At 68.8% G+C, this 24,858-nt stretch carries 23 protein-coding genes and 2 tRNA genes; 3 read left to right on the top strand and 22 right to left on the bottom strand.

Translation table 11 applies throughout. The annotated features are described in order from the left end of the window. Positions 1-29 precede the first annotated feature (29 nt). Positions 30-500, bottom strand: coding sequence for an Lrp/AsnC ligand binding domain-containing protein (locus Q8Q77_RS11985; RefSeq protein WP_305583808.1), 471 nt, complete (start codon positions 498-500; stop codon positions 30-32). Between the two features lie 105 nt (positions 501-605). On the opposite strand from Q8Q77_RS11985, the gene putA reads away from it, so the two are divergent. After that, positions 606-3,704, top strand: coding sequence for a bifunctional proline dehydrogenase/L-glutamate gamma-semialdehyde dehydrogenase PutA (gene putA, locus Q8Q77_RS11980; RefSeq protein ID WP_305583807.1), 3,099 nt, complete (start codon positions 606-608; stop codon positions 3,702-3,704). A 36-nt stretch (positions 3,705-3,740) separates the two neighbouring features. Here the strand turns inward: putA and Q8Q77_RS11975 are convergent. From Q8Q77_RS11975 to Q8Q77_RS11960, 4 genes are all read right to left on the bottom strand, one after another. Next, positions 3,741-3,817, bottom strand: a tRNA-His gene (locus Q8Q77_RS11975). Between the two features lie 139 nt (positions 3,818-3,956). Then, positions 3,957-4,655, bottom strand: a complete 699-nt coding sequence (locus Q8Q77_RS11970) for an energy transducer TonB (protein WP_305583806.1) — start codon at positions 4,653-4,655, stop codon at positions 3,957-3,959. A gap of 12 nt (positions 4,656-4,667) precedes the next feature. Beyond that, the gene (locus Q8Q77_RS11965) at positions 4,668-5,096 is read right to left on the bottom strand and encodes a biopolymer transporter ExbD (protein WP_305583805.1); all 429 of its coding nucleotides are present in this window, start codon (positions 5,094-5,096) and stop codon (positions 4,668-4,670) included. 5 nt (positions 5,097-5,101) lie between these two features. Then, positions 5,102-6,001 (bottom strand): MotA/TolQ/ExbB proton channel family protein, encoded by a 900-nt coding sequence (locus Q8Q77_RS11960; RefSeq protein WP_305583804.1) that lies wholly within the window; start codon positions 5,999-6,001, stop codon positions 5,102-5,104. A 900-nt stretch (positions 6,002-6,901) separates the two neighbouring features. Between Q8Q77_RS11960 and Q8Q77_RS11955 the strand changes: the two genes are divergently transcribed. Together Q8Q77_RS11955 and Q8Q77_RS11950 are read left to right on the top strand one after the other, a co-directional pair. Then, a complete protein-coding gene (locus Q8Q77_RS11955) occupies positions 6,902-7,255 on the top strand; it encodes a hypothetical protein (RefSeq protein WP_305583803.1) in 354 nt (117 codons plus the stop codon). Between the two features lie 424 nt (positions 7,256-7,679). Next, positions 7,680-9,089 (top strand): M20/M25/M40 family metallo-hydrolase, encoded by a 1,410-nt coding sequence (locus Q8Q77_RS11950; RefSeq protein WP_305583802.1) that lies wholly within the window; start codon positions 7,680-7,682, stop codon positions 9,087-9,089. Here Q8Q77_RS11950 and Q8Q77_RS11945 read toward each other — a convergent pair. The 17 genes from Q8Q77_RS11945 to Q8Q77_RS11865 all read right to left on the bottom strand — a co-directional run bounded on the left by Q8Q77_RS11945 (position 9,064) and on the right by Q8Q77_RS11865 (position 24,856). Next, complete coding sequence (locus tag Q8Q77_RS11945) at positions 9,064-9,483, bottom strand: nuclear transport factor 2 family protein (RefSeq protein WP_305583801.1); 420 nt, start codon at positions 9,481-9,483, stop codon at positions 9,064-9,066. The genes Q8Q77_RS11950 and Q8Q77_RS11945 overlap by 26 nt on opposite strands. Before the next feature lie 71 nt (positions 9,484-9,554). After that, positions 9,555-10,784, bottom strand: a complete 1,230-nt coding sequence (locus tag Q8Q77_RS11940; protein ID WP_305583800.1) for an amino acid permease — start codon at positions 10,782-10,784, stop codon at positions 9,555-9,557. Continuing rightward, complete coding sequence (locus Q8Q77_RS11935) at positions 10,781-12,391, bottom strand: NAD(P)/FAD-dependent oxidoreductase (protein ID WP_305583799.1); 1,611 nt, start codon at positions 12,389-12,391, stop codon at positions 10,781-10,783. The genes Q8Q77_RS11940 and Q8Q77_RS11935 overlap by 4 nt, the downstream gene beginning before the upstream one ends. Position 12,392: 1 nt before the next feature. Then, positions 12,393-13,517 carry an aromatic ring-hydroxylating dioxygenase subunit alpha gene (locus Q8Q77_RS11930; RefSeq protein ID WP_305583798.1) on the bottom strand — a complete coding sequence of 375 codons (1,125 nt, stop codon included), beginning with the start codon at positions 13,515-13,517 and terminating at the stop codon, positions 12,393-12,395. Between the two features lie 60 nt (positions 13,518-13,577). Next, complete coding sequence (locus Q8Q77_RS11925; protein ID WP_305583797.1) at positions 13,578-14,198, bottom strand: TetR family transcriptional regulator C-terminal domain-containing protein; 621 nt, start codon at positions 14,196-14,198, stop codon at positions 13,578-13,580. A 65-nt stretch (positions 14,199-14,263) separates the two neighbouring features. Further along, positions 14,264-16,603, bottom strand: a complete 2,340-nt coding sequence (locus Q8Q77_RS11920) for a TonB-dependent receptor (RefSeq protein ID WP_305583796.1) — start codon at positions 16,601-16,603, stop codon at positions 14,264-14,266. Positions 16,604-16,716: 113 nt separating this feature from the next. After that, positions 16,717-18,723, bottom strand: coding sequence for a tetratricopeptide repeat-containing sulfotransferase family protein (locus Q8Q77_RS11915; RefSeq protein WP_305583795.1), 2,007 nt, complete (start codon positions 18,721-18,723; stop codon positions 16,717-16,719). Between the two features lie 212 nt (positions 18,724-18,935). After that, positions 18,936-19,011: transfer RNA gene (locus Q8Q77_RS11910), tRNA-Phe, on the bottom strand. 64 nt (positions 19,012-19,075) lie between these two features. Continuing rightward, positions 19,076-19,240: a DNA gyrase inhibitor YacG gene (locus Q8Q77_RS11905; protein WP_305583794.1), complete on the bottom strand. Its 165-nt coding sequence runs from the start codon at positions 19,238-19,240 to the stop codon at positions 19,076-19,078. Continuing rightward, the gene (locus Q8Q77_RS11900) at positions 19,237-20,274 is read right to left on the bottom strand and encodes a ribonuclease E/G (RefSeq protein WP_305583793.1); all 1,038 of its coding nucleotides are present in this window, start codon (positions 20,272-20,274) and stop codon (positions 19,237-19,239) included. Before Q8Q77_RS11900 ends, Q8Q77_RS11905 begins: the two co-directional genes overlap by 4 nt. Further along, entirely contained in the window at positions 20,271-20,852 is a 582-nt protein-coding gene (locus Q8Q77_RS11895) for a nucleoside triphosphate pyrophosphatase (RefSeq protein WP_305583792.1), read from the bottom strand. The genes Q8Q77_RS11900 and Q8Q77_RS11895 overlap by 4 nt, the downstream gene beginning before the upstream one ends. Positions 20,853-20,869: 17 nt before the next feature. Beyond that, entirely contained in the window at positions 20,870-21,088 is a 219-nt protein-coding gene (infA, locus tag Q8Q77_RS11890; RefSeq protein ID WP_254836714.1) for a translation initiation factor IF-1, read from the bottom strand. Between the two features lie 127 nt (positions 21,089-21,215). Then, complete coding sequence (locus Q8Q77_RS11885) at positions 21,216-21,677, bottom strand: low molecular weight phosphatase family protein (protein ID WP_305583791.1); 462 nt, start codon at positions 21,675-21,677, stop codon at positions 21,216-21,218. Between the two features lie 5 nt (positions 21,678-21,682). Continuing rightward, positions 21,683-22,162 (bottom strand): UPF0262 family protein, encoded by a 480-nt coding sequence (locus tag Q8Q77_RS11880; protein ID WP_305583790.1) that lies wholly within the window; start codon positions 22,160-22,162, stop codon positions 21,683-21,685. Between the two features lie 159 nt (positions 22,163-22,321). After that, complete coding sequence (locus Q8Q77_RS11875) at positions 22,322-22,963, bottom strand: SH3 domain-containing protein (RefSeq protein WP_305583789.1); 642 nt, start codon at positions 22,961-22,963, stop codon at positions 22,322-22,324. Between the two features lie 133 nt (positions 22,964-23,096). Then, the gene (gene hisD, locus Q8Q77_RS11870) at positions 23,097-24,380 is read right to left on the bottom strand and encodes a histidinol dehydrogenase (RefSeq protein WP_305583788.1); all 1,284 of its coding nucleotides are present in this window, start codon (positions 24,378-24,380) and stop codon (positions 23,097-23,099) included. 44 nt (positions 24,381-24,424) lie between these two features. Then, entirely contained in the window at positions 24,425-24,856 is a 432-nt protein-coding gene (locus tag Q8Q77_RS11865) for a DUF2948 family protein (protein WP_371130449.1), read from the bottom strand. Between the last annotated feature and the right edge of the window lie 2 nt (positions 24,857-24,858).

The following is a 24,858-nucleotide window of genomic DNA, read 5'->3' as shown; positions in this document are numbered from 1 at the left end:
GCCTAGCGCACCGTTGGGCCGTCGGAACCTCAGACCGGCAGTTCGGTGACCGACTTCACCTCTTCCAGCACGGCGTAGGTCCGGGTCTCCCGCACGCCAGGCATCCGCACCAGGACGTCGCCCAGGAAGCTGCGATAGGCTTCCATGTCGCGCACCCGGGCCTTGATCAGATAGTCGAAGCCGCCCGCCACCATGTGGCATTCGAGGATTTCGGGACTACGCTGCGCGGCCTGGGCGAATTGGGTGAAAGTGTCGCCGGTCGTCCGGTCCAGCTGGACCTCGACGAAGATCAGCAGCGCCCGGTCGATGGCCTTGGGGTCCAGCAGGGCCGAGTATCGCAGGATGACGCCGCGGTCCTTGAGCCGGCGGACCCGGTCCGAGCAGGCCGACGGCGAAAGGTGGCATTGCTGAGCCAGGTCGAGGTTGCTGATCCGCCCGTCGCGCTGCAGGACCCGCAGCAGGCGGCGGTCGACATCGTCCAACTGTACGTCGTTCGGCATGTAGGCCCCGATTTATGAATTTGTGCGGCAATGTGACCATATCTCCGTAGGACATTCGATAACACAAGCGGTACGCCGGACAATAGAACCCACAAGGCTGAACCCATGACCTCCTGGACCGCGCTCGACGACCTTTCCGCCAAGTATCGCGACGAGACCGACGCGGTGACGGCCCTGCTGGCCGCACAACCTCTCTCGCGTGAACAGAGGGCGGCGGTGCGCGCCGAGGCCGAGGACCTGGTGCGCGCGGCGCGCAAGTCGGCCAACCGCCAGGGGGTGGTCGAGAGTTTCCTGCAGGAGTTCAGCCTCGGCACCCGCGAGGGCCTGGCGTTGATGTGCCTGGCCGAAGCCCTGCTGCGCACCCCCGATCAGGACACCCGCGACCGGCTGATCGCCGAGAAGATCGGTGGCGCCGACTGGGCCAGTCACCTGGGCCAATCCGACAGCCTGTTCGTCAACGCCTCCACCTGGGGCCTGATGCTGACCGGCAAGCTGGTCGAGGTGGACGACGAGGTCCGAAGCGACCTTCCCGGATTCCTCAAGCGCCTGGTGGAGCGGATCGGCGAGCCGGTGGTGCGCAAGGCCGTGGCCCAGGCCATCGGCATCATGGGCGAACAGTTCGTCCTGGGCCGGACCATCGAGGCGGCTCTCAAGCGGGCCGGCAAGGAGGGGCAGGTCTGCTCCTTCGACATGCTGGGCGAGGGCGCGCGCACGTCGGCGGACGCGGCGCGGTACGAGCAGGCCTATGCCGACGCCCTGGAGGCCGTGGGCAAGGCGTCCAAGGGCGCGGGGCCCGAGGCCGGCCACGGGGTCTCGGTGAAGCTCTCGGCGCTCTGCCCGCGCTATGAGGCCACCCATGAGCACCAAGTCTGGAGCGAGCTCTATCCGCGCGCCATGCGCCTGGCGCTGATCGCGGCTCGGCACGACATCAACTTCACCATCGACGCCGAGGAGGCCGACCGGCTGACCCTGTCGCTGAAGCTGCTGGACCGCCTGGCCCGCGAGCCGGAGCTGGGTGAATGGCAGGGTCTCGGCCTTGCCGTCCAGGCCTACCAGAAGCGCGCGCGGCTGGCCGTCGAGCGGGTGGCCGAGATCGCGCGCGGCAGCGGCCGTCGGCTGATGGTGCGGCTGGTCAAGGGCGCTTATTGGGACAGCGAGATCAAGCGCGCCCAGGTCGGTGGCCGGCCCGACTATCCGGTGTTCACCACCAAGGCGGCGACGGACCTCTCCTATCTGGTCTGCGCGCGCACCCTGATCGAGGCCGCGCCGAACCTCTACGCCCAGTTCGCCACCCACAACTCCCACACCCTGGCGGCGGTCCACGCCATGGCCGCGCAGGCCGGCGTCAAGATCGAATTCCAGCGCCTGCACGGCATGGGCGAGGCGCTCTACAAGGCCGCCGACGACCTGCATGCGGGCGCGGTGGTGCGTACCTATGCCCCGGTCGGAGGGCATGAGGACCTGCTGCCCTATCTGGTGCGACGCCTGTTGGAGAACGGCGCCAACACCTCCTTCGTCCATGCCCTGCTCGACGAGCGGGTGCCCGCCCAGGACGTGGTGGTCGATCCGATCGCCGCCGTGGAGAAGGCTGGGATCGGTCCGCATCCGAAGATCCCGCGTCCACTCGACATCTATGGGGCGGAACGCAAGAACTCCCTGGGGATCGACCTTTCGATCCCCGACGAAGCCGCGCGCCTCACCGCCACGGCCCGAGCGCTGGAGCCCCTATCGGCCGGGCCGCTGATCGGGGGCAAGCAGCGCGCCGGGATCGAGCCCCAGCCGCTACGCAGCCCCGCCGCCAACGCCGAAGTGGTCGGCAAGGCCAGCGAAGCCTCGGCGGCCGACATCGAAGCGGCCTTCGCGGCCGCTCGAGCCGCGCAGCCCGCGTGGGACGCGCTCGGCGGCTACCGCCGCGCCGAGGTCTTGCGAGCGATGGGCGACATCCTGGAAGCCAATCGCGACCGACTGATCGCCATCTGCGCCCGCGAGGCCGGCAAGACCCTGGCCGATGGCGTGGCGGAGGTGCGCGAGGCCGCCGACTTCTGCCGCTACTACGCCCATCTGGCCCAGACCCGGTTCGGCGGTCCCGAGACCCTGAAAGGGCCGGTCGGCGAGACCAATACGCTGGAGCTGCACGGCCGCGGCGTCTTCGTCTGCATCAGTCCCTGGAACTTCCCGCTGGCAATCTTCACCGGCCAGATCGCCGCGGCCCTGGCCGCCGGCAACGCCGTGGTGGCCAAGCCCGCCGAACAGACGCCGCTGATCGCCGCCGAAGCCGTGAAGCTGTTCCACGAGGCGCGCCTGCCGCAGGGGCTGCTGGCGCTCACGCCGGGACGGGGCGAAACCGTCGGCGTCGCGCTCACCAGCCATCCTAGCTGCGACGGCGTGGCCTTCACCGGCGGCACCGACACCGCGCGGCGGATCAACCAGGCCCTGGCCGGCCGTGAAGGCCCGATCGTGCCGTTCATCGCCGAGACCGGGGGCCTGAACGGCATGTTCGTCGACACCACCGCGCTCAAGGAGCAGGTGGTGGACGACGTGATCGCCTCGGCCTTCGGCTCGGCCGGCCAGCGCTGCTCGGCCCTGCGGATCCTGTTCCTCCCCACCGACACCGCCGACATGCTGATCGAGGGGATCAGGGGGGCCATGGACGCCCTGGTGCTGGGCGACCCGACCGACGCGGCCACCGACGTCGGCCCGGTGATCGACGCCGAGGCCCACGGGGCGCTCACCGCCCACCTGGCGCGCCTGCAGCGTGAGGCCAAGGTCCTGCACCAGTTGGAGGCGCCCCAGGGCGGGACCTTCTTCGGGCCGGTCCTGGCCGAGATCCCGTCCGCAGGCTTCCTGGAGCGCGAGGTGTTCGGACCGGTGCTGCACGTGGTGCGCTACCACCCGGCCGACCTCGCCAAGGTCGCGGGCGAGCTGGCGGCCTCGCGCTATGGCCTGACCCTGGGGGTCCACTCGCGGATCGACGCCTTCGCCGCCCAGGTCCGCAACCTGGTCCCGTCCGGCAACGCCTATGTGAATCGCTCGATCATCGGGGCGGTGGTGGGCGTCCAGCCCTTCGGCGGGGAAGGCCTGTCGGGCACCGGCCCCAAGGCGGGCGGGCCCAATGCGCTGACCCGCTACGCGATCGAGCGCGCGGTCAGTGTCAACATCACCGCCCAGGGCGGTGACCCGGCGCTGCTCAATCTGAGCCTCTAGGGATGTTGGGAACCCGGCATTCCGGGGGCGCCGCGATGGTACCACCTCTCGGGCTCGAACCGAGGACCTCTAGATCCACAATCTAGCGCTCTAACCAACTGAGCTAAGGCGGCGCATCGCGAGGCGCCGTTCTAGTCGCGCGGGGCGGATCGATCAAGCGCCGAGCCGGCCATGAGGCTGTCCAGACAAAGAAAAAACCCCGGAGGCTCGCGCCGCCGGGGTTTGTTCTTTGGTCGAGGTCGACGCCGTCCCCTACTTGGGAAGGTTGAACCGGATCGGGATCCGGACCGTGCCGCCTTCGACAGGCGCGCCGTCCTGAGTTTTCGGGCGCATCTTGAAGAGCTTGGTCAACCGCATCGCGGAGTCACCGAAGCCCATGTCGGCCGGATCCTCGGAAACCACCGAGCAGCCTTCAAGCGTGCCTTTCGCCGTGACGGAGCACGACAGGGTCGCGCGACCTTCAACAGACATCCGCGTGGCGCGGTCCGGGTAGTACCGGGCCATGTCTTCGCCGCTGGGACGACGCAGCCAGTCGGGGTTCGTGATGACCGACGGGCGCGGCGGGGTCGGAGGCGCAGCCCGCGGGGGCTCCGGAGCTTCGATCCGCTTCTCGACCGGCGGGACCGGCAGAGGGGGGATCGTCGGGATGTCGGCCGGCACGTTCACCGGAGGCCGCGGTTGCAGCTTCGGCGGCGGCGGCGGCGGCGTGTTCGGAGGCGGAGGCGGAGGCGGCGGAGGCGGCGGCGGCGCGGGCTTGATCAGCGCCACGTCCGTCACGTCATCCGAGTACTCCTTGTACTTCGGCTCGAACTTCGACTTGTAGAGATAGGCGATGAGACCCGTGTGGACGATCACGGAGAGGACAATGGCGATGGTGACGCCAGTGTTCCGCTTCTTGACCGGCTCATCAAAGACGCTGCGGTGATGGGTCGTGTCGGTGGTTTCAGCCATTCGTCACGCCCCTCACTCTTCAAGGCCAATGAGGGCCACGCTGTAGAACCCGTTGTCCTGAAGCATGTTCATCACGCCCATGAAGTCCCCGTAGAGGACGTTCTTGTCGGCGCGGATGAAGATGCGTTCCTTCTCCGGGTTGCGCTTTCCGATGTTGGTCCGCAGATCGTCGCCCAGAGCCGACAGATCGGTCTTGCTGTCCCCGAGGTAGATGCTGCCGCCCGGCTGGATACTGATGTAGACCGGCTTGGGAGGGTTGGTCGATGGCTTGGCGGTAGCGGGCGGAAGAGTAACCTCCACAGTCACGGCGGCCATGGGCGCCGCGACCATGAAGATAATCAGGAGCACCAACATGACGTCCACGAAGGGCGTCACGTTGATTTCGCTCATCGCATCTACCGAGTGCCGTCCACCCCCAGAACCTGAGAGTTTGGCGCCCATGGCGGTTAGGCTCCTTTGTCGAGCTGCCGGGAAATGGCGTTCATCAGTTCAGCCACAAACCCGTCCGTCCGCGCGCCGTAAGCCGAGATGCGGGTCTGGAAGTAGTTGTAGAAGATAACCGCCGGGATGGCGGCGAACAGGCCGATACCGGTGGCCAGCAGCGCCTCGGCGATGCCGGGGGCGACGACGGCCAGGTTGGTCGTGTTGGTGTTCGCGATCCCGATGAACGAGTTCATGATCCCGTAGACGGTGCCGAACAGACCGATGAACGGACCGGACGAACCGACCGAGGCCAGGAACTGCATGCCGCTGGACAGGCGCTTGGAGAGGTTGGACTGGACCGCGCTGACTGCGGCTTCCGCCCGGTGGATCGTGGTTTCACGGTGCGCGCCGGTGACGGCGAGACCCGCTTGACGCGAGAGTTCGACTTCTTGGGCGGCCGCGGCGGCCATGTCGGCCAGCGGGTTGCCTTCGAATTCGTCGGACATCGCGATCCGGCCCATGTCGTTGATCGATTTGGCGCCGCGGAAGGCTTCAACGAAGGCGTCCGAGGCTTTGTTCAGCGAGCTGAACTCGATCATCTTCGTGACCAAGAGAGTCCACGAGAGGATGGAGGCCAGGATCAGGCCGATCATCACGACCTTCACGACGGGTTGGGCGTCGAGGAACATCTGCACGACGGTCAACGAACCGGCATGCTCGATGGTCGGGGGGGCGACGTCGGCGGCGGGAGCCGCAGCGTCCGCGGCGGGAGCCGCGGCGGCATCAGCGGCCGGAGCCGCGGCGGCGGCGTCAGCAGCGGGAGCGGCCGGGGCGGCTTCCTGCGCGAACGCCGGCACGCTCGCCATCAGCGCAACCGCGCCAATGAGAGCGATGAAAGGGGTCAGTCGTTTGTTGTCGAGCATCTGTCGCCAGTTCCTGATTGGTCTAGCACGTTTGGACCGAGGGTCGTCGCGCGAGAGCGTCTCCACCCTAGTTAAAGCCCGCCGCCCGTCCGGTAACCGCCGGACAAAACGCCAGAGCCGCTTTCGCTGCGCCCGACCCGTTACGCCAACTCTTCAACGAACCCGTGAAGCGTGACGTTCCGAAGGCGGGAGCGACACCAGTTTCCCCGAAGGCAATCTGAAGTCTTAACCGCCATGTTAGACGTGCGGCAGGGGTCCTTTGGCAACCCCTATTCGGGGCGTCAAGGGGTGATGCTCAGGGGTGCGACGGGGCGGATACCTCGTTACTCGATACTATGCTGCAATGCACAATCGACGTAGCAAGTAATACCGGGCGTTTTTCTACTTCTAGATGGCGCCATATGCTGCATTGCAGCACGAATGATAGAACGCGGGTTTCGAAATAACCCGCGGCCCGATCCGATTCAGCGGCGCGGCGCCCGAATTTCGGTCGCGCCCTGCTCATGGATCGCAGATGGGCGCCGCTCCGGGCCAAGTCAACCCGCGTTCACCGACTCGCTGGCGCGTCCCGGCCAGGCGTGTCCCGCGGGACATACCTCAACCGTGAGGCCCGCGAACCGCTCTGCAGTCACTCAGGCGTTACAGAACAAGCTCTAGCGGTCGTCGGTCGTCCGGGTGCTCATAGGCGCCTCCGGGTCGGGCGGCGGAGCGAGGATGACGGGGCCGGACGGCGGAACGACGGGGACCGGGGCAACCGGTTCGGCCCCCACTGGCGGCGGCGTCAGGGGCGGCGGGACTATCGGGATCGGCGGGGGCGAGCGTGGCCCGACGGCGGCGCGGACGCGCGTAGCTGTGGCGGCTCGCGCCGGGGGTTGGCGCATGGGCGCCGGGAGCGTCGCGATGGCGGGCGTGGGAGCGGCGGCGGCCGGGGCCACCACGGGCGCAGGCGCGGCCACGCGGACCGCCGCCACGGAGCCCTGGCGGGCCGCCAGCATCACCACGGCCGTCGCGGCGGCGATCGCCAGCCCGCCCGCCCCCACGGCCAGCCACGCCCGCCTGTTTGACGCGACCCTAGCCTGCTCTCGGATGGCGCGCGGCGGCGTAGATGCGAGGGCGGCTGGTTCGACGGCTTCCACCGGGGCAGCTGGCGCACGCGGCGCAGGCTCGGGCGCCGCGGGCCTCGTCGGCGTGGGGACGAGCGATCCGGCAAGGATCCCCGGGCGTCCGGAAGGCGACGGCATCGGCGCGACATAAGCCGGGGCCGGCGGCAATGTCCGAGGCTCGGGCGGGCGGGCGGGCGTTTTCGGTAGGGGGCCAATGCGGAAAACCGGCTGGGGCTGGCGACCCCAGGGGTTGTTGGCGGGCGCGTAGGGGCTGGGCGGATCGTCCGGCGGCATCGTGGTCTCCGGGGCCACGAGACGCCGCGCCCTTAGTGTTTGGTTTGGCCCCCGCCTTGGATCGGCATCCTCGCTGCAGACTTCGTCTCTTCTGTGACACGTCGGGCGTGGACAGGCTCCAGCCGCCCACCCACACTCCCTGCGCCCGGGACGGGCGCGTGAACGGTGGGGCCCTGCGCCCGGGGACGGGCGCGTGAACGGTGGGGCCCTGCGCCCGGGGACGGGCGCGGGAACGGTGGGGCCCAGCACCTGGGACGGGTGCGTGAACGGTGGGGATGGTGATGACCTACGGAAAACTCCTGGGCGCGGGGCTCTGCGCCGCGGCTCTGCTCGGCGCCTCGGCCCGGGCCCAGACCCCGCCGGCGGCGAACCTAACCCTGGCCCGCGAGATCCTGGGTGAGCTCATCGCCATCAACACGGTGCACGACCAAGGCACCCTCCCCGCGGCCGAAGCGATCCAGAAGCGGATGCTGGCGGCGGGATTCGCCTCCACAGACGTCACGGTGCTGACGATTCCCGGCCATCCGACCCAGGGACAGGTGCTGGTGCGGCTTCGGGCCAAGGCGGCCAAGGCCAAGCCCGTGCTGTGGATCAGCCACCTGGACGTGGTCGAGGCCAAGCGCGAGGACTGGACGGTCGAGCCCTTCGCCCTCACCGAGAAGGACGGCTGGCTTTACGGCCGCGGCGTGCAGGACATGAAGGGCGAGATCGCCGCCCTGCTGGCCGGCCTGATCCGCGCCAAGCGGGAGGGCTTCATCCCAGCCCGCGACATGATCTTCGCCTTCACCAGCGACGAGGAGAGCGGCGACGCCAACGGCGTCGAGTGGTTGTTGAAGGCCCAGCGCCCACTGGTGGACGCGGCCCTGGTGATCAACAGCGACGGGGGCGGCGGATCGCTGCGCGGCGACCAGCGGCTGTCCTACGGGGTCCAGACCAGCGAGAAGGTCTATGTCACCTTCCAGCTCGAGGCGACCAACAAGGGCGGCCACTCCTCGATCCCGGAGCCCGACAACGCGATCTACAGGCTGGCCAAGGGCCTGGCCCGCATCGAGGGCTTCAAGTTCCCCGTGGTGACCACCCCCACGACGCGAGGCTATTTCGCCACCGCCGCGGCGCTCGAGAGCGGCCAGGCGACCGCCGACATGCTGGCCGTATCCAAGCAGCCGACCGACCTGGCCGCCGCCGAGCGCCTGAGCGCCACTCCGGCGCGCAATGCGCGGCTGCGGACCACATGCGTGGCTACGGGCCTGTCGGGCGGCCACGCGGAGAACGCCCTGCCCCAGCGCGCCCGGGCCGTCATCCAGTGTCGGATGATGCCGACCGACAGCGAGGCTGAGGTGCGCGCCAAGCTGGTCGAGGTGCTGGCCGATCAGCGGATCGCCGTGAGCGTCATTTCTCCGGCCGCCCCGGCGCGGGATTCGCCCTACGACGCGGCTCTGATGGCGCGCTTCACCAAGGTGGTCCAGGGCATGTGGCCCAGCGTACCGGTCGCGCCGCACATGGACCTGGGCGCCACCGACAGCCTCTATACCCGCGCCGTGGGCATGCCGAGCTACGCGGTCGGCGCGATCTGGGGCGACATAGATGACAACCGCGCCCACGGCCGGGACGAGCGGATCTCCACCAAGGCCTTCAGCGAGGCGGTGGAGTTCGACTACCGGCTGATCAAGAGCGTGGCGGCGGCGCGCTAGGGCTTGCGGCCATCGCCAGTTGCTCGCCCATCAGGCGGTGCAGCAGGTTGATCGCCTTGAGCGGGCGCACCATCACCTTGAAATGGGTGATCAGGTTTCCGTCGTCGTTGAAGGTGATGATGTCGACGCCATTGATCGTGATCCCCTCGACCTCGTTCACGAACTCCAGCACCGCGCCGTTGTCGCTGCGCCACTCGCCGACATACCTGAAGCCGGGACCGCCCAGCACGTTGCTGGCCCCAGCCAAGTACTTGAGCGTGATCTCACGCCCGCGCTGCGGCGTGTGCACGACGGGGCTTTCGAACACGACTTCGGGATGCAGCAGCGCCCGCAGCGCCGCGTGATCATGGGTCTTCATATAGTCATGCCAGCCTTCGAGGGCGGTCATCGGCATCGGACGTCTCCTATGTTGGCGGTCGACGCCGAGCGCCGACCGCATGAGGGCCATGTCCGGCTCTCGCCACTCTATAGTGAGGCCACGATCATCCAGACACAGAAGGCCGCCGCGCCGAGACCGACGGCGCGGGTGGCCCAGCGGCGCGCAGGGTTCTCGATACCCGAGGCGAACCGCGCGAGCGCCAGGGCGCAGAGGATGTAGACGAGTAGGATCAGCAGCACCGAGGCGTTGATCAGGTCGTTGAACTGTTTGGTGAGGGTCGGCGACAGGGTGGCCAGCGCCGCCAGCGACATCAGCGCGCCCACCAGCAGGATGTCGCGCACCGGCGTGACGCGCACGCCCCGGGTGGAGAGGGCCTTGGGCAGGTAGCCGCTGGCGGCCCCGGTGCGGCCGGCCTCGGCGGCGACCAGCACCCAGCCACCCAGGGTGCCCAGGGTCTTTGCGAGCGCGCACGCGGCCACGACCGCGCCCGCGACGGGGCCCGCGGCGATGGCGACCATGTCGGCGAAGGGCGCGGTGGAGGCGGCCAGCCGCTCGGCCGGGATCACCCCCATCACCGCGGCGGTGGCGGTGGTGTAGACCAGCGAGGCCAGGGCCACGCCGCCTAGGGCGGCGATCGGCAGATTGCGCTTGGGATTGTCGACGGCTGCGGCGGCCACGCTGGCGCTCTCCAGGCCCATGAAGGCCCAGAAGATCATCACCAGGGATCCGGGCACCACGCGGCTGAGCGGCTCGCCGCTGACGTTCCACGAACCCCAGAAGATTTCAGGATCGAAGTTGAGGATTCCCAGGGCGATGGCGGCCAGGATCGGGATAAGCCCGATCATCAGGGTCGAGGCCGCGAGCCAGACGACGATCCGCGGGCCCCAGAGATTGGCCGCCACCATCACCCAGATGATGACGAGCGTGGTCGCCAGGGTCGCCAACGGCCCGATCAGGCCCGGCAGGAACACCGCCAGATACCCCACCGCGGCGATGGCGATGGCGACATTGCCCACCCAGGCGGCGACCCAGTAGGCGCTCCAGGAGACGAAGCCGAATACGCGGTGCAGTCCGTCGGCGGGGTAGCGGACCAGGCCGTTCACGTCCGGCCGCATGATCCCCAGCAGGGCGAAGACCAGGGCCAGGACCAGGCCGCCCACCGAGGCCGCCGCCCAGCCGATGACACTGGCGCTGCCGATGGCCGCCAGCGAGGCCGGCAGCAGGAAGACGCCGGAACCGATCATGTTGCCGGCCACCAGGAAGGTCGCCGCGAAGGGGCCCAGGCCCCGGGCCGCGCTGTCGCGCCCCTGGCTCATGCGGCGCGGAGCCGGCCCCGGCGGGCGTCCTTGATGATCTCGCGGGCGGCGTTGTGGCCCGGCGCGCCGGTGACGCCGCCGCCGGGATGGGTCCCTGCCCCGCATTGATAGAGGCCGGCGATCGGCGTGCGGTAGTCGCCCGCGCCCAGCACGGGACGCGCGGAGAACATCTGATCCAGGCTGAGATTGCCGTGCATGATGTCGCCCCCGCTCAGGCCGAAGGTGCGCTCTAGATCGAGCGGCGACAAGACCTGGCGGCCGACCACCGAGGCGGCGAAGCCCGGCGCCTGGGCGTCGACCGTGGCGATCATCAGGTCGGCGACCTCTTCGCGATGGTCGTCCCACGAACGGCCGCCGGAGAGGGTCGGCGAGACGTGCTGGCAGAACAGGCTGGCCACGTGCTGGCCGGGCGGCGCCAGGCTGTCGTCGAGGGTGGACGGAATCAGCATCTCGACGATCGGCGCCTTGGACCAGCCATGGGCGCGGGCGTCGGCATAGGCCTGCTCCATATAGGCGAGGCTCGGCGCGATGATGATGCCGGCGGTGAGGTGATCGCCAGGGCCCGGCAGGCAGGTGAAGTCCGGCAGCTTCGACAGCGCCACGTTCATGCGGAAGGTGCCCGAACCGCTGCGGTAGCGGTCGATGCGCTCGGCGAAGTCGGCCGGCTGGAAGGACCGGTCGACCAACTTGCCGAACAGGAGCTTGGGATTGAGGTTGGAGACCACGGCGCGGCCGCGGAGGGTCTCGCCCTTCTCGGTGACCACGCCCACGGCGCGGCCCTTCTCGACCAGGATCTCGGCGACAGCCACATCGGTGCGGATCTCGACGCCGCGCTCGCGGCAGCAGGCGGCCATGGCCTGGGTGATGGCGCCCATGCCGCCGATGGCGTGACCCCAGGCGCCCTTCTTGCCGTTCACCTCGCCGAACACGTGGTGCAGCAGGACATAGGCGGAGCCCGGCGTGTAGGGGCTGGCGTAGTTCCCGACCACCCCGTCGAAGCCGTAGACCGCCTTGATCGGATCGCTCTCGAACCAGCCGTCCAGCCAGTCGCCGGCGGATTGGGCGAACAGGGCCAGCAGATCGCGCTTGGCGGTCATGTCCAGGTGGCTGAGCTTGCGGCCCAGACTGGCGCTCTTCAGCAACTCCGGGATGGCCTGGGCCAGGCCGCCCTCGACGAGGTTGGGCGGGGTCTGCAGGACCAGATCGCGCAGAACGTCGGCGATGGCCTCCAGGCGGTCGCCATAGGCGTCGAGGCGATCGGCGTCCTTTTGCGAGAACTTGGCGACCTCGGACTTGGTGCGGCCCTCGCCGGTGGCCAGGTAGCCGCCCGGCACGGGTAGGAAGTTCGAGACCTTGCGCTCGACGATCTTCAGACCGTGGCGATGGAGCTCCAGGTCGGCGATGACCTTCGGATTGAGCAGGGAGACGGTGTAGCTGGCCACCGAGTTGCGGAAGCCGGGATGGAACTCCTCGGTCACCGCCGCGCCGCCGACCACGTGCCGCCGCTCCAGCACCGTGACCTTGAGGCCGGCCTTGGCCAGATAGGCCGCGCAGACCAGGCCGTTGTGGCCGCCGCCGACGATCAGGATGTCGCGTTCGCTCGCCATGTCAGGCCGCCTTGGCAGGAGGGTGCGGCAGGGCCGCTTCGGGGATGTCGGCCTTCAGCCGGCGCGCGAAGCTCGCCAGGCAGACCTCGTCGGGCGACAGTGGGCCGCTGACATAGGACGAGGAGCCCATGCCGTCCTGGACCCGCTGAATCAGCACCGTGTCCTCGGCGTTGACCTGGCGGTTGATGCGCCAGTTGAGGTATCGCGCGGCCTTGGCCTCGCGGCGCGCGTCGGGCCGGGCGTAGGAGATCTCGCGGATCAGGGTCTCCTTCGGCGAGACCGGGATGAACTGCATGAAGTCGACCTGGTCGGGATAGACGTCGAAGGCGAGGTTCGGCCACAGCTTGTAATAGCTCCAGCGGCGTCGCTGCCCGGCCGGCAGGTGGTCGAAGGACGCCAGCAGGGCCTGGTAGCCCCGCTCGGACCAGTTGGACGACGGCGCCTCGGTCACCTCGCCCCACAGCTTGTCGACCCAGGGCTGGGCCTCCATGGCGTAGGTGGGGCCAAACAGCCGGGTGAGGCCCGGATGGGCGACCGGGATATGCATGCCGTCGGCATAGTTGTCGGCCACGTTCTTCCAGTTGACTGAGCGCGGCCTCAGGGTGACCCGGCCCTGGGGGACGAGGCTCTCGAAGCTATGAGGCGCCAGTTCGTCCAGATACGGCGCCATCATCTGCGCGACGCTGGGCAGACCGGGCGCGAAGCGGACGAAGACGAAGCCCAGGAAGATCTCCTGTTCCACCGGCGCCAGACCGTGCTGAGAGAGATCGAGGTCGCTGAAGCCCTGCCAGGGCGGGGTGCGCAGCAGCCGGCCGTCGAGGCCGTAGCTCCAGGCATGATAGGGGCAGACCAGCCGGTGGCCGCAATTGCCGTGCGAGCCGTCGGCAAGCCGCGCCGCGCGATGGCGGCAGGCGTTGTGGAAGCCGCGCACCACACCGTCGTTTCCCCGCAGGACCAGCACCTGCTCGCCCAGGAAGTCGAGGGTCTGGTAGTCGCCGGGGTTGGGCACGTCGTTGACGTGGCACACCACCTGCCAAGCCGTGCGAAAGAGGGTGTCGCGCTCGCGCTCGAAGAAACCGGGATCGCTGTAGATCCAGGCTGGGAGGCTGTGGGCCTCTGGACTCATCGCAGCGTCCCCACGTTTGCGTTGCTATACACTCGTATAACAAAGTCGACCACGCAAGGGCTAGTCCGCGCCTGCGCCCTCCAGGAAGCGGGCGGTCCAGTCGCCGGCCAGGCGCGTGGCCTCGGCCGGGGTGAAGGTCGCGGGATCGAGGCAAAGCTCGAGCCAGAGCCCGTCCAGCATGGCCGAGAGGCCGAGGCCCCCGGCGCGGACGTCGAGCGCCCTGTCCCGCGCCCGGCCCGCGGCCGCCAGCAGGCCTTCGATCCGGCCGCGATAGGCGGCGTAGGTTTCGGCATGCAGCGCGGCGGCTTCGGGGTCGCTGCGCACCAGGCCCCAGAAGCCGAGCCAGGCCGACAGCAGGTCGCGATCGACAATGGCCGGCGAGAAGCTGGCCGCGATGAAGGCCGCCAGCCGGGCGTCGGGGTCGTCCCCCGCCCCGGCCAGGGCGACGTCTATGTGATCGTCCACGCGTTGGACCACATGGCGATAGGCTTCGACGAGCAGGGCGCCGAAGCTGCCGAAATGATGGCGAACGAGACCGGGCGAGACCCCGGCGCGGGCGGCGACGTCGCGCACCGACACCGCGCCAAGGCCCCGCTCGGCGAGGCTGGCCAGCACGGCCTCGACCAGCGCCCGTCGCCGGACGTCGGCGGCCTCCCGCGAAAACTGTGGTGTCCTGGCCAAGGGCTTCATCCTCCCCGCGGCGCGCAACGGGCGCGCCGCGGGGAGGCTATAGCGTCTCTCAACGGCTAGAACTTCTGTCCGAACCGGATACCAAAGGTCCTTGGCCGGTTGGGCACGATATAAGTCTGTGCGCCGCAGACCGAGGTGGCGCACTGAGCGAAGCGGCTGACATTGCCGCGCTCGTCCGTGACGTTCTTCATATAGCCCTCGATGGTCCAGCCATCGCCCTCGACCCCGGCCGTGAAGTCGAAGGTGGCGTAGGACGGAAGCGCACCGACGATGGCCCGCTCGGCGACCCGCAGATCGGTCCAGGCGCGGCTCTGATAGACCGCCGAGCCCTGCACATGGGCGCGCATGTCGCCGACATCCCACTCGTAGCGGGCGCTAAGATTGGCCTTCAGCTTCGGCGTGATCGGTAGCTGGGTCCCGTCCGGCGCCTGCGGGACGGCGCAGTTGGTGATCGCCTTGCCAGAAGCGTCGACCGTGCCGCAGTAGTTCTCGTCGAGCTTGGCGTCGATATAGGCGGCCGAGCCGAAGATCGTCAGGCCATCGCCCACCAGCCAGTTGATGTCGGATTCCACCCCGGTCATCTTCGCCTGGCCGGCGTTCTTGATCTCGGTCAGGCCGTTGGCGCCCAGGAACGAGAACTGGAAGTCTTCCCAGGTCTCGTAGAACACCGCCCCGTTCCAGCGCAGCCGGTTGTTGAGCCAGGTGGTCTTCCAGCCCGCCTCGTAGTTGGTGAGGAAGTCCGACTCGTAGGGGGCCAGGGTGCCGCGCCGGTTGATCCCGCCAGGACGGAAGCCGGTGGAGACGATGCCGTAGACCATGCGGTCTTCATCGATCTTGTAGGTCAGGTTGACCTTGTAGGTGTAGCCGGTCTCCTCGGTGGTCTTGTTGAGGTTGGTGCAGGGGCCGCCGGACACTACCGGAGGTCCGAAGCAGCCGCCGACCCCAGTGCCAGAGCTGTAGCCCAGGCCGAACCCGAAGAAGCCCTTGAGCGAGTTCTCCGACTTGAAGCCGCGCACGCCGACGGTGCCGGTCAGCTTGTCGGTGACGTCGTATGTCAGCTCGCCGAAGACCGCCGAATCGACATCCTCCCGAAGCTGCTTGGTCAGCCACAGGGTGTCGGACCAGCCAGGCACCTCGGTGGCGGCGGCCAGGTTGTCGATCTTGTAGCGCTGCTCGATGTTGTGGGTCTGGCGCTGGTAGAACAGGCCCCCGACCAGCCGAACCCGCGCGCCGGCCGGGGTGGAAAGCCGGAACTCGTGGCTTTCCTTGGTGAAGCGGTCCTTGCCCTGGATGTACTGGGACGGGTTGATGAAGGCGCCGGCGTCGTCGGTGATGTAGGCGCCGTAGCCGAACAGGGTGTCGTAGAAGAACGAGTAGTCGGAATAGTCCGACTGGGTGTCGATGTTCCGCTTCATGTAGGCGCCGGCATAGACCAGATCGAGATTGGCCACCGTGCCTTGGATCGCCAGGGCCGCCTGATACCAGCGGTCCTTGATCGATTCCGGATAGAAGTGCGTGACCTTCAGGTCGCCGACCGCCGGATCGTAGGCGAACAGGCCGTTGGCCTTGGTCTCCTGGGCCATGATCGTTGGGCTGATTGTCCAGTTGTCGTCCAGGTCGATCCGTAGGGCCGCGCGAGCGCCGGTGGTGTCGGCGTCGTTGTAGTCCTCCTCGGCCTGGGCGGCGTTGTTGATGGTGACGCCAGAGGTCGGGAAGGTGCGGGTCCCCGCGACATTGTCCACATAGCCGCCGTCATGCTGGTGCCAGCCGACCAGGCGCACGGCCATCTTGTCGGACACCGGGATGTTGACGAAGCCTTCGACCCCGAACCCCGGGCCGCCGTCGTCGACCTGGTTGACCTCGACGTCGTAGCCGCCCTCCCAATGGCCGATTTCCGGCTTGTTGGTGATGTAGCGGATGGTGCCGGCCTGGGAGCTGGCGCCGTAGAGCGTGCCCTGAGGCCCGGCCAGGGCCTCGATGCGGGCCATGTCATAGACGTGGATGTCCAGCGGGCCGGTGATGGTCGTCACCGGCTGCTCATCCAGATAGACGCCGACGCTGGGCAGGGGCCCGGAGTGGTTGCTGTTCTCGCCGCTGGCGACGCCGCGCATATAGATGTTGGTGAAGCCCGGCCCCCCGGTCCGGAAAGCGACGCTGGGCAGGAACTTCACGAAGTCGGTGAAGTCGGCGACCTGCAGTTCGTCCAACTTCTGCTCGCCGATGGCCTGAATGCTGACCGGAATGCTCTGCAGATTCTCTTCCCGCTTCTGCGCGGTGACCACGACCTCCTCCAGCTCCTGGGCCACGGCCCCGCTCGCGCCCATGGCGGTGAGCATGGTGGTGGCCAGCAGCAGGCGTGGCCAGGCCCGCCTCGCGTGCGTTGTCGTTCGACTCATCTCGGTCTCCCCTCATTTGGGCCATGGCCTCTCAGGGCCAGGTCCTCGTCAACGTCTCCCCGCCCCGCGGCGCGTCTGGCGACCTCGCCGCCCGTTTCGCGGGCGGCCGGCGCTCAAGGCGCGGGCGCGGCGGGATAGGCTTCCAGAACCGCGCCCAACTCGGCCTTCAGCGGGCCCAGCCAGGGTTCGTAATTGCGCCAGTGATCGGTGGCGTCGGCGAAGATCGGCCGGCGCACTTGCTCGGAACTAGCGGTGCGCACGGCGCGGTCGTTCTCATAGAAGCGCAGGCAGCCGTCCTCGAACGGCAGGCCGCAATAGTCGAGCAGGCGGCGGACCTGGGCCTCCGGATCGGCGACCATCTCCTCATAGATGACCCGATGGATCCGGCCCGGCAGTATGGCGTCGAAATGGGCCATCAGGGCCACATAGTCGGCATAGTAGCGGCCGATGTCGGAGAGGCTGTAGCTGAAGGCCTGGCCGCGAGCGAAGTGCTGCTTGAAGCCCGAGAAGCAGCAGCCCAGCGGATGGCGGCGCGCGTCGATGATCCTGGCGTTCGGCAGGATCAGGGCGATCAGCCCGGCGTGGGCGAAGTTGTTCGGCATCTTGTCGATGAAGAACGGCCGGCCGAGCTTGCGATGCACCTGGGTGCGGGCCAGGAACTCCTCGCCCAGTTCCCGCACCTGGGCCGCGTCGAGATCGGCGAGGTTCTCGGGATAGGCCTTGTCCGGGCCGCCGAGACGGCGGGCCATGGCGATGATGTCGGGCAGTTCCTGGGTGCCTTCCACCGCCGAATGGCTGGCCAGGATCTGCTCGATCAGGGTGGAGCCCGAGCGCGGCAGACCAACGATGAAGATCGGGTCCGGCGCCGGACTGCCCCGCCCCGCGCGCTCGGCGAAGAACTCGCCGGTGAAGGCCACCTTGGAGCGGGCCACGTGGCGCGAGGTCTCCTCGGCGTCGTAGTCCAGCCCCGCCCGGCGCAGCGCCGCGCCCTGGTCGTAGTGGCCGAAGGATTCCTCGTAGCGCTCCGCGTCCTCCAGCGCCTTGCCCAGGGCGAAATGCAGGTGGAAGCGGTCGTCGTCCGAGAGATCGAGCCGCTGGAGCTGGCTCTCCATCGCCGCCACGTCGGCGTCGGTGAACTTCACGGTCTTGAGATTGGCCAGGCTCCAATAGGCCTCGCCCAGGCCTGGCTCGATGGCGAGGCTGCGGCGGTAGGCCTCGACCGCCTCGGCCTGGCGCCCCACCGTCTTCAGGGAATGGCCGTAGCTCATCCAGACCTTGGGTTGGCCGGGATAGTCCGCCAGCACCCCGCCATAGCATTCGATGGCGGCGTCATACTCGCCGATGCGCCCCAGGGCGGCGGCCTTCAGATTGCGGTGGCCGGGATTGCGCGGGTCGTCGGCCAGCAGCAGGTCGACCTGGACGATGGCCTGGGCGGCCTTGTTCTGGCGATAGAGGACCGTGGCGTAGTTCTGGCGCGCGGCGGCGAAGCTGGGGGCCAGTTCGAGGGCGCGGGCCAGCAGGGCCTCGGCGTCGTCGTAGCGTCCGAGCCGCAGGCCGGCCTCCGCCAGCATGCGGATCGCGCCGACGTCGGTCGGATGGGCCTTGAGGAAGGTGCGCAGCAGGCGTTCGGCCACCGCGAGCCTGTTGTCGCACAGGGCGGTGGCGGCCTCGATCAGCCGCGGGTCGCGGGTGGAGGCCTTGATGTGGCGGGCATAGGCCGCGTCGGCCTCTTCATGCCGGTCGGCCAGGGTGAGCTGGTCGCCCAGCGCGCGCCAGGCCTGGGCGTGGTCGGGGGCGAGGGCCACGACGCGGTTCAGGGCGATGATGGCCGCGGGCCCATCGCCCAGCGCCATCCGCGCCAGGGCGGTCTCGAACTGGAGCTGGGCGAGGTCCGGGCGCGCCTCGGCCGCAGGCCCCAGCACCTCCAGCGCCGCGCCCGACCGGCCCTGGCGGCGCAGAGCCGCGGCCAGCAGGGTCACCGCGTCGGGGTGTTGCGGCGCGACCTTGAGGATCTCGCGCGATTGCGCCTCGGCGAGGTCCGGATTCGAAGGCAGGAGACGCGCGGCGTGGGCCAGGGCGGTGGCCAGTGTTCCGACGGGCTCAGCGGGGCGGCTCGTCACCAGAAACCCATTTCCTGACGCGTGAAACCGCGATGAAAGGGTGTGTTGTGAAGCCTTGTCAATCGGCAGTGACCGGCTTGCTGCACGACCGTATCAGAACGGCCACAGGGTCGGTCGCCGCGATTTCAGGAAGGCAACCAGTTCGTCGGTGACCGGATGGACCGCGACGATGCGGAGGCCGTTCGCGCCTTTTGGCGAAATGACGGAGTGAGTGGTGCCTGGGGGCGGATTCGAACCACCGACACGCGGATTTTCAATCCGCTGCTCTACCAACTGAGCTACCCAGGCCTAGTCCCGCCGACGCGGGAGCAGCGTCTATAGAAGAGGCTTTCGCGGCTGTCCAGCGAGGTCGCTAGTCTTCCGGGTCTTCGCTGTCGGGGCCTTCGTCGTCGTCCACGACCGGGATGGCGTAACCGCCCTTCAACCAGCGATGCAGGTCAACGTCGGCGCAGCGTTTCGAGCAGAAGGGGCGATAGTCCGGCTGGGCCGGCTTGCCGCAGACGGGACAGGCGCTCATCGGCCGCTCACGTCAAAGCGTTCGCGAGGATGCGCCGCGTCGGGGCGAATCTCGAAGCGCGCACCGATGCGGCCCGCCAGGCCCGCGGCCAGCGGCTGGGCCGCGGCGGCGATCTCAGGCGCGCAGAGCGCAGTGAGTCGGGCGCCCGGCTGGGCCGCCCCCTCGTTCTCGATGGCGCGGATCAGGCGTAGGGCCAAGGTGAGATCGGTGAGCCGGCCCTTGGCGTCGCAAAGCAGCTCGGCGATCGGCGGGGCCCGGCGCGGCACGGTCAGCTCCATGGTGCCGAACCGGCCCACCGGGCCGATAGCGACACCGGGATTGTCGGGGGCGAAGGCGGCGCGAGCGGCGGTCATCAGGGCGTTTCCATCGTGGCCACGGCCGACGAGGTCGATCACCACGATGCCGCCGAGGCTCTTCAGGCGCAACAGCCGTCCGGCGACGGCGAGGGCTGTGAGATTGGCCTGGCGGGTGACGCGCTTGGCGTCCTGGCCCTTGCGCTCGCCGATATCGACGTCGATGGCGACCAGGGCCCGGGTCGGCTCGATGGCCAGGGTCCCGCCGCCCGGCAGCGGATGGACGATCTCCAGCGCGTCGGCTTCGGCCTCGTCGGCCGCACGGCGGGCCTCGCGGCCCTCGACGAGCTGGACATTGCGGGCGAAGGCGGCGAGCTGTTCGGCGAGCCCGGGCGCCTGGGTCAGCAGGCGGGGCGCGCCCTCCCCCGCGCCGATGGCGCGCACGGTGGCGAGCTTGCCGGCGCGCGGCTCGGTCCGGACATCGACCTCGAGGGACTGGCCTTCCACGGGCCGCGCTTCCGGCTTGAAGGACAACAGGGCCTCGACCCCGCCCAGGTCGACGAAAGCCGAAGCGAAGGCGGCCTCCACCTTGCGCACCCGCCCGACGTAGCGCGCGCCCAGCTTGACCGCGGACGTATCGCCGTCGCGGGCGATCAGCAGCCGCTCAGGCCGCCCGTCGAGCGTCACCACGCCCCTCGTTTCGCCGACGCCACGATCCAGGTAGAGACGCCGTTCGCTCATCGCCGCCCAAATCCCAGACCTGTCAGCAGGTTTACGGTCTCGTAGAGCGGCAGTCCAACCACCGCGGGATAGGAGCCCTGGATCGCCATGACGAAGGCGCCCGCCCGGCCCTGGATCGCGTAGCCGCCGGCCTTGCCGACGCCCTCCCCGCTCTTCAGATAGTCGTCGATCTCGGTCGGGGTTAGCCGCTTGAAGTGCAGGCGGCTCTCGACCAGGCGGCTGACAAGACGGCCGTCCGGAGCCTGGACCGCGACGCCGGTCAACACCCGGTGGGCGCGGCCCGACAACAACTCCAGGCACCTTCGCCCCTCGGCCTCGGTCTCGACCTTGGGCAGGATGCGGCTGCCGACCGCCACCACGGTGTCGGCGGCCAGGACGAATGCGCCGGGCTGCTTGGCGGCCACGGCCGCGGCCTTGGCGCAAGCCAGGCGCAGGGCCGTCAGGCGCGGCGTCTCGGACTTGAGGGGGGTTTCATCGATCTCGGCGGCGTCGACCGCGTCGGGCGCCAGATCGATCTGGCGCAGGAGATCAAGCCGCCTAGGACTTGCGGAGGCGAGCACCAGGCGCTGCATTTTCATGTGTGACAATCGTCGTCCTAGCGGACGCGGAACGTGATGCGGCCCTTGGTGAGGTCATAGGGCGTCATCTCGATAAGGACCTTGTCGCCGGCCGAGACGCGGATGCGGTTCTTGCGCATCTTGCCCGCGGTGTGGGCGATGATCTCGTGGTCGTTCTCAAGTTTCACCCGGAATGTGGCGTTGGGCAGGACTTCACTCACCGTACCCGGAAACTCCAAAAGCTCTTCTTTCGCCATGCAGGCTCCCAAACTGACCGACGACCAAGCGGGTGGCGCGCGCGATGAGTCGGGCGAGCCGTAGCGCCAATTATGATGCGCTTTACGCGCTCGGCCAATCGAAGGCTAGCCTGAGTTCGGAGGGATTCTAGCGGCCGAAACGCTCCGCGATCCTGGCGGCCAGGGCGTCGCGAACCTCGCGATAGGCGGCCATCCGGGTCGCCCACGAGCCGTCGGACAGGGTTGGATCGAAGGTCGGCCAGTACTCGATCTCGGCCGCCCGACCGCGCGTCATCTCAACCGCGCGGTGCTGGGCCTCCGGGGTCAGCGAGACGACCAGGTCGAAGCTGTCGTCCTCGAGATCGTCGAAGGTCTTGGAGCTGTGGGCGACGAGATCGCAGGAGATCTCCGCCATCACCGCCTGGACGAAGGGATCGACGCGTTCTCCAGTCTCGGTCGCTTCCCGCCGCAGGCCGCAGCTGTCCACGTAGATCCGGTCGCCCAGGGCGCGTTTCAGCAGGGCTTCTGCCATGGGGGAGCGGACGCGGTTGAAATTGCAGGCGAACAGCACAGCCCCGGGCAGAGGCGCGCGTACGGCGTCATCGACCATCCGCCCTAGCCCCGCCAGTGCAGGGCGCAGATCAGGGTGAAAAGCCGGCGCGCCGTGTCGAGATCGGTCTCGATCTTGCCCGACAGCCGGGTGCGCAGCAGCTCGGAGGCCTCGTTGTGGAGACCGCGCCGGCCCATGTCCAAGGCCTCGATCTGCTGGGGCGTCGAGTTGCGGATGGCCTGGTAGTAGCTCTCGCAGATCATGAAGTAGTCCTTGATCAGACTACGGAACGGCGAGAGCGACAGGATGTGGCGCTTTTCGTAGGCGGGGCCGGTGACGTCGAGGACCAGGCGGTTCTCGATCAGGCCCATGCGCAGGTCATAGGGACCGCTCTCCGCGCCCTCGGGGAAGAAGTGGTTCTCCTCCAGCAGGTCGAAGATCGCGATCTGGCGTTCCTGCTCCTGGTCGCGCGAGACCGCGGCGAGGGATTCCTCGTCGATCTCTACGGACTGCAGGCGCTGATGGGTGCGATCGTCGGCGGCCATGGGCTCGGTTGGTGAAGGCTTGCGTCGAGGTTTATTGCAAACCAACCCCTAACGTCATCCTGCTCAATGCCGCCAACCGGGTTCAGGGCCAAGAAAAAAGCCCCCGGCGCGGTTGCGCCGAGGGCTCAAGCCTGTCTCCGATGAAGGCAGACCTGGGTCTTAGTAGCCGTAGCTCGCCTGCTGATAGCCGGCCGGCTGGACATAGGCGCCGTGGACATAGCCCACGCCGACGCCCCCGCGACCCACCAGGATCCACTCGCTGCCGCGCACCCGGGCCAGGGCCTGGAAGCTCTCGCCAGCCCGCAGGCTGCCGACCCGGGCCGAGCCCGTGGTCGGCGCCGCACGCAGGTTCAGCGTCGAGGTGGCGACGAAGCCGCCGCCGTCACGGACATATCGGGCCGGAGCCAGGTTGCGGTTCAGGCGATAGCCGTTCTGAACATAGGTCGCCGGCTGAGCGTAGGGTTGGCCGTAGGCGGTCTGGGTCTGGGCGTCGCGCTGCATCTTGCAGCCGACATAGGAGCCCGTCGCCGCGCCGGCGACGGCGCCGATGGCGGTGCCCGTGCCGCGGTCGTTCTTGGCCAGGTTCGAGCCCGCGGCCGCACCCAGCAACGCGCCGATCAGAGCGCCGCCAGCTTGCTTGCCGCCCGGCGCGTCGCAGCTCACGATGGAGCCGACACCGCCGCCGGTCGGGGCGCGATACTGCTGAGCGTTGGCGCTCGAGACGGCGCCGGCCGCCAGCACGCCCGCGAGGCTCGCCACAATGGCGCCGCGCATCAGCTTCGAGGTGTTGGAAGTAGGCATGGGGTGGTCTCCGTCTTTCTTTGAGTGTCTTTCCCAAGGCCCTGCGGCCCCGATGAGAGGCACCCTAGACGGGCTTTCCTGAACGGGCGCCGGAACGCCGCTGACAGGAACTGTTCAGCTTCGGCGACCGACCTCAGCCGCGGCCCAGGCGAATCGCGGCCGAGCGCGCGTGGGCGGGAAGACCCTCGGCGTCGGCCAGGGCCACAGTCGCGGGTCCGAGCGCCGCGAACGCCACCTCATCGCATTTGACGATCGAGGTGCGCTTGATGAAGTCGTAGAGCGACAGGCCCGAGGAAAATCGCGCCGCGCGGCTGGTCGGCAGCACGTGGTTGGAGCCTGCCACATAGTCGCCGATCGCTTCCGGCGCGTGGCGGCCGAGGAAGATCGCGCCGGCGTGGCGCACGCGATCGGCCAGGCGCTCGGGGGTGTCCAGGGCGAATTCCACGTGCTCTGGGGCGATGAGATCGACCAGCGCCGGCGCCTCATCCAGCGGCGCGATCACCACCGCGCCATGGTCGCGCCAAGACGCGGCGGCATCCTCGCCTGTCGTCAGGCTCGCCAGCTGTCGCTGGAGAGCGGCGACAACTTGGTCTGCGAAGGCGGCGTCATCGGTGATCAGGATGGCTTGGGCGGCCGGATCGTGTTCGGCCTGGGAGAGCAGGTCGGCGGCGATCCACTCGGGATTGTTCGCGGCGTCCGCCACCACGACGATCTCGGACGGGCCGGCCAGGGCGTCAATGCCCACCGTGCCATAGACCCGGCGCTTGGCGGCGGTCACGTAGGCGTTGCCTGGGCCGACGATCTTGTCCACCGGGCGGATCGGCCCGGCGCCGTAGGCCAGGGCCGCGACCGCCTGGGCGCCGCCGACGCGCCAGATCTCGGTGATTCCGGCCTCCTTCGCCGCCGCCAGCACGGCGGGCTGCAGCCGACCGGGCGGCGTGACCATGGCGATGCGGTCGACGCCGGCCACGAAGGCCGGAACGGCGTTCATGAGCACGGTGGAGGGATAGGCGGCGCGGCCGCCGGGGACATAGACGCCCACCGCCTCGATGGGCGTCCAGCGCCAGCCGAGTTGGACGCCCGCATCATCGGTGAACCACGCGTCGGCCGGCCGCTGACGTTCGTGGTAGCTGCGGATGCGCCCCGCGGCGAAGGCGATGGCGTCGCGCACCTCCTGAGGACACTTGGCCGCGCCCTCCTCGATCTCGTCGATCGTCACCCGGATGTTGGTCTCGTCGACCTCGGCGCGATCGAACAGCCGCCCATAGCGCAACACCGCGGTCAGGCCCTCGGCCCGAACGGCTGACAAGACGTCGCGGACCGCGACATCCACGTCCTCGGGCGTTTCTCGGCGCTCTTCGACGAAGGCGGCGAAGGCGGTTTCGAAGTTGGGATCGGAGAATTGGAAACGGCGCATGGCGCGCTCTATTAGCGGCCTTGCCCGCGCAAGGCTATGGCGTGTCAGGCTTCATGCGTCGGGGTGCGCGGGGTCGGCCAGGGGGCGGAGACGTCGGCCAGCACCGCGTCGACGCATTCGACCGTGGCCCGCAGGTCTCCGCCGCCCGCAAACGTCAGGCTCAAGACGCCGCCAGGCGCGTCCCCGGCCTCGAACCCAAGCGTGAGCAACTCCACCACCGCGGCCTTGGCGGTTCGACGCAGTTTGCGGGTTTGAACGGTGAGCACCGAACCGATCTGCAGACCGCTGCGCACGCGCTCGCCCCCGGGTCCTTCCCAGCGGTAGCGGTTGACGCCCAGGGTCAGGCGACGAGCCTTGGCGTCGTAGGCGATATCGCCGATCTTGCAGACGGCGTCCTGCAGCGCCGCGGCGATCACCGTCAGGTCATCGGCGTCTTCGGCCAACAGGCGCAGGCGCGGGGCTTCAGCGGTGCGCATCA

This window comes from Phenylobacterium sp., assembly GCF_030698145.1.
GTDB lineage: Bacteria > Pseudomonadota > Alphaproteobacteria > Caulobacterales > Caulobacteraceae > Phenylobacterium.
The sequence above is the reverse complement of the archived record's forward strand: the minus strand, read 5'-3'. Positions and strand labels throughout refer to the sequence as shown.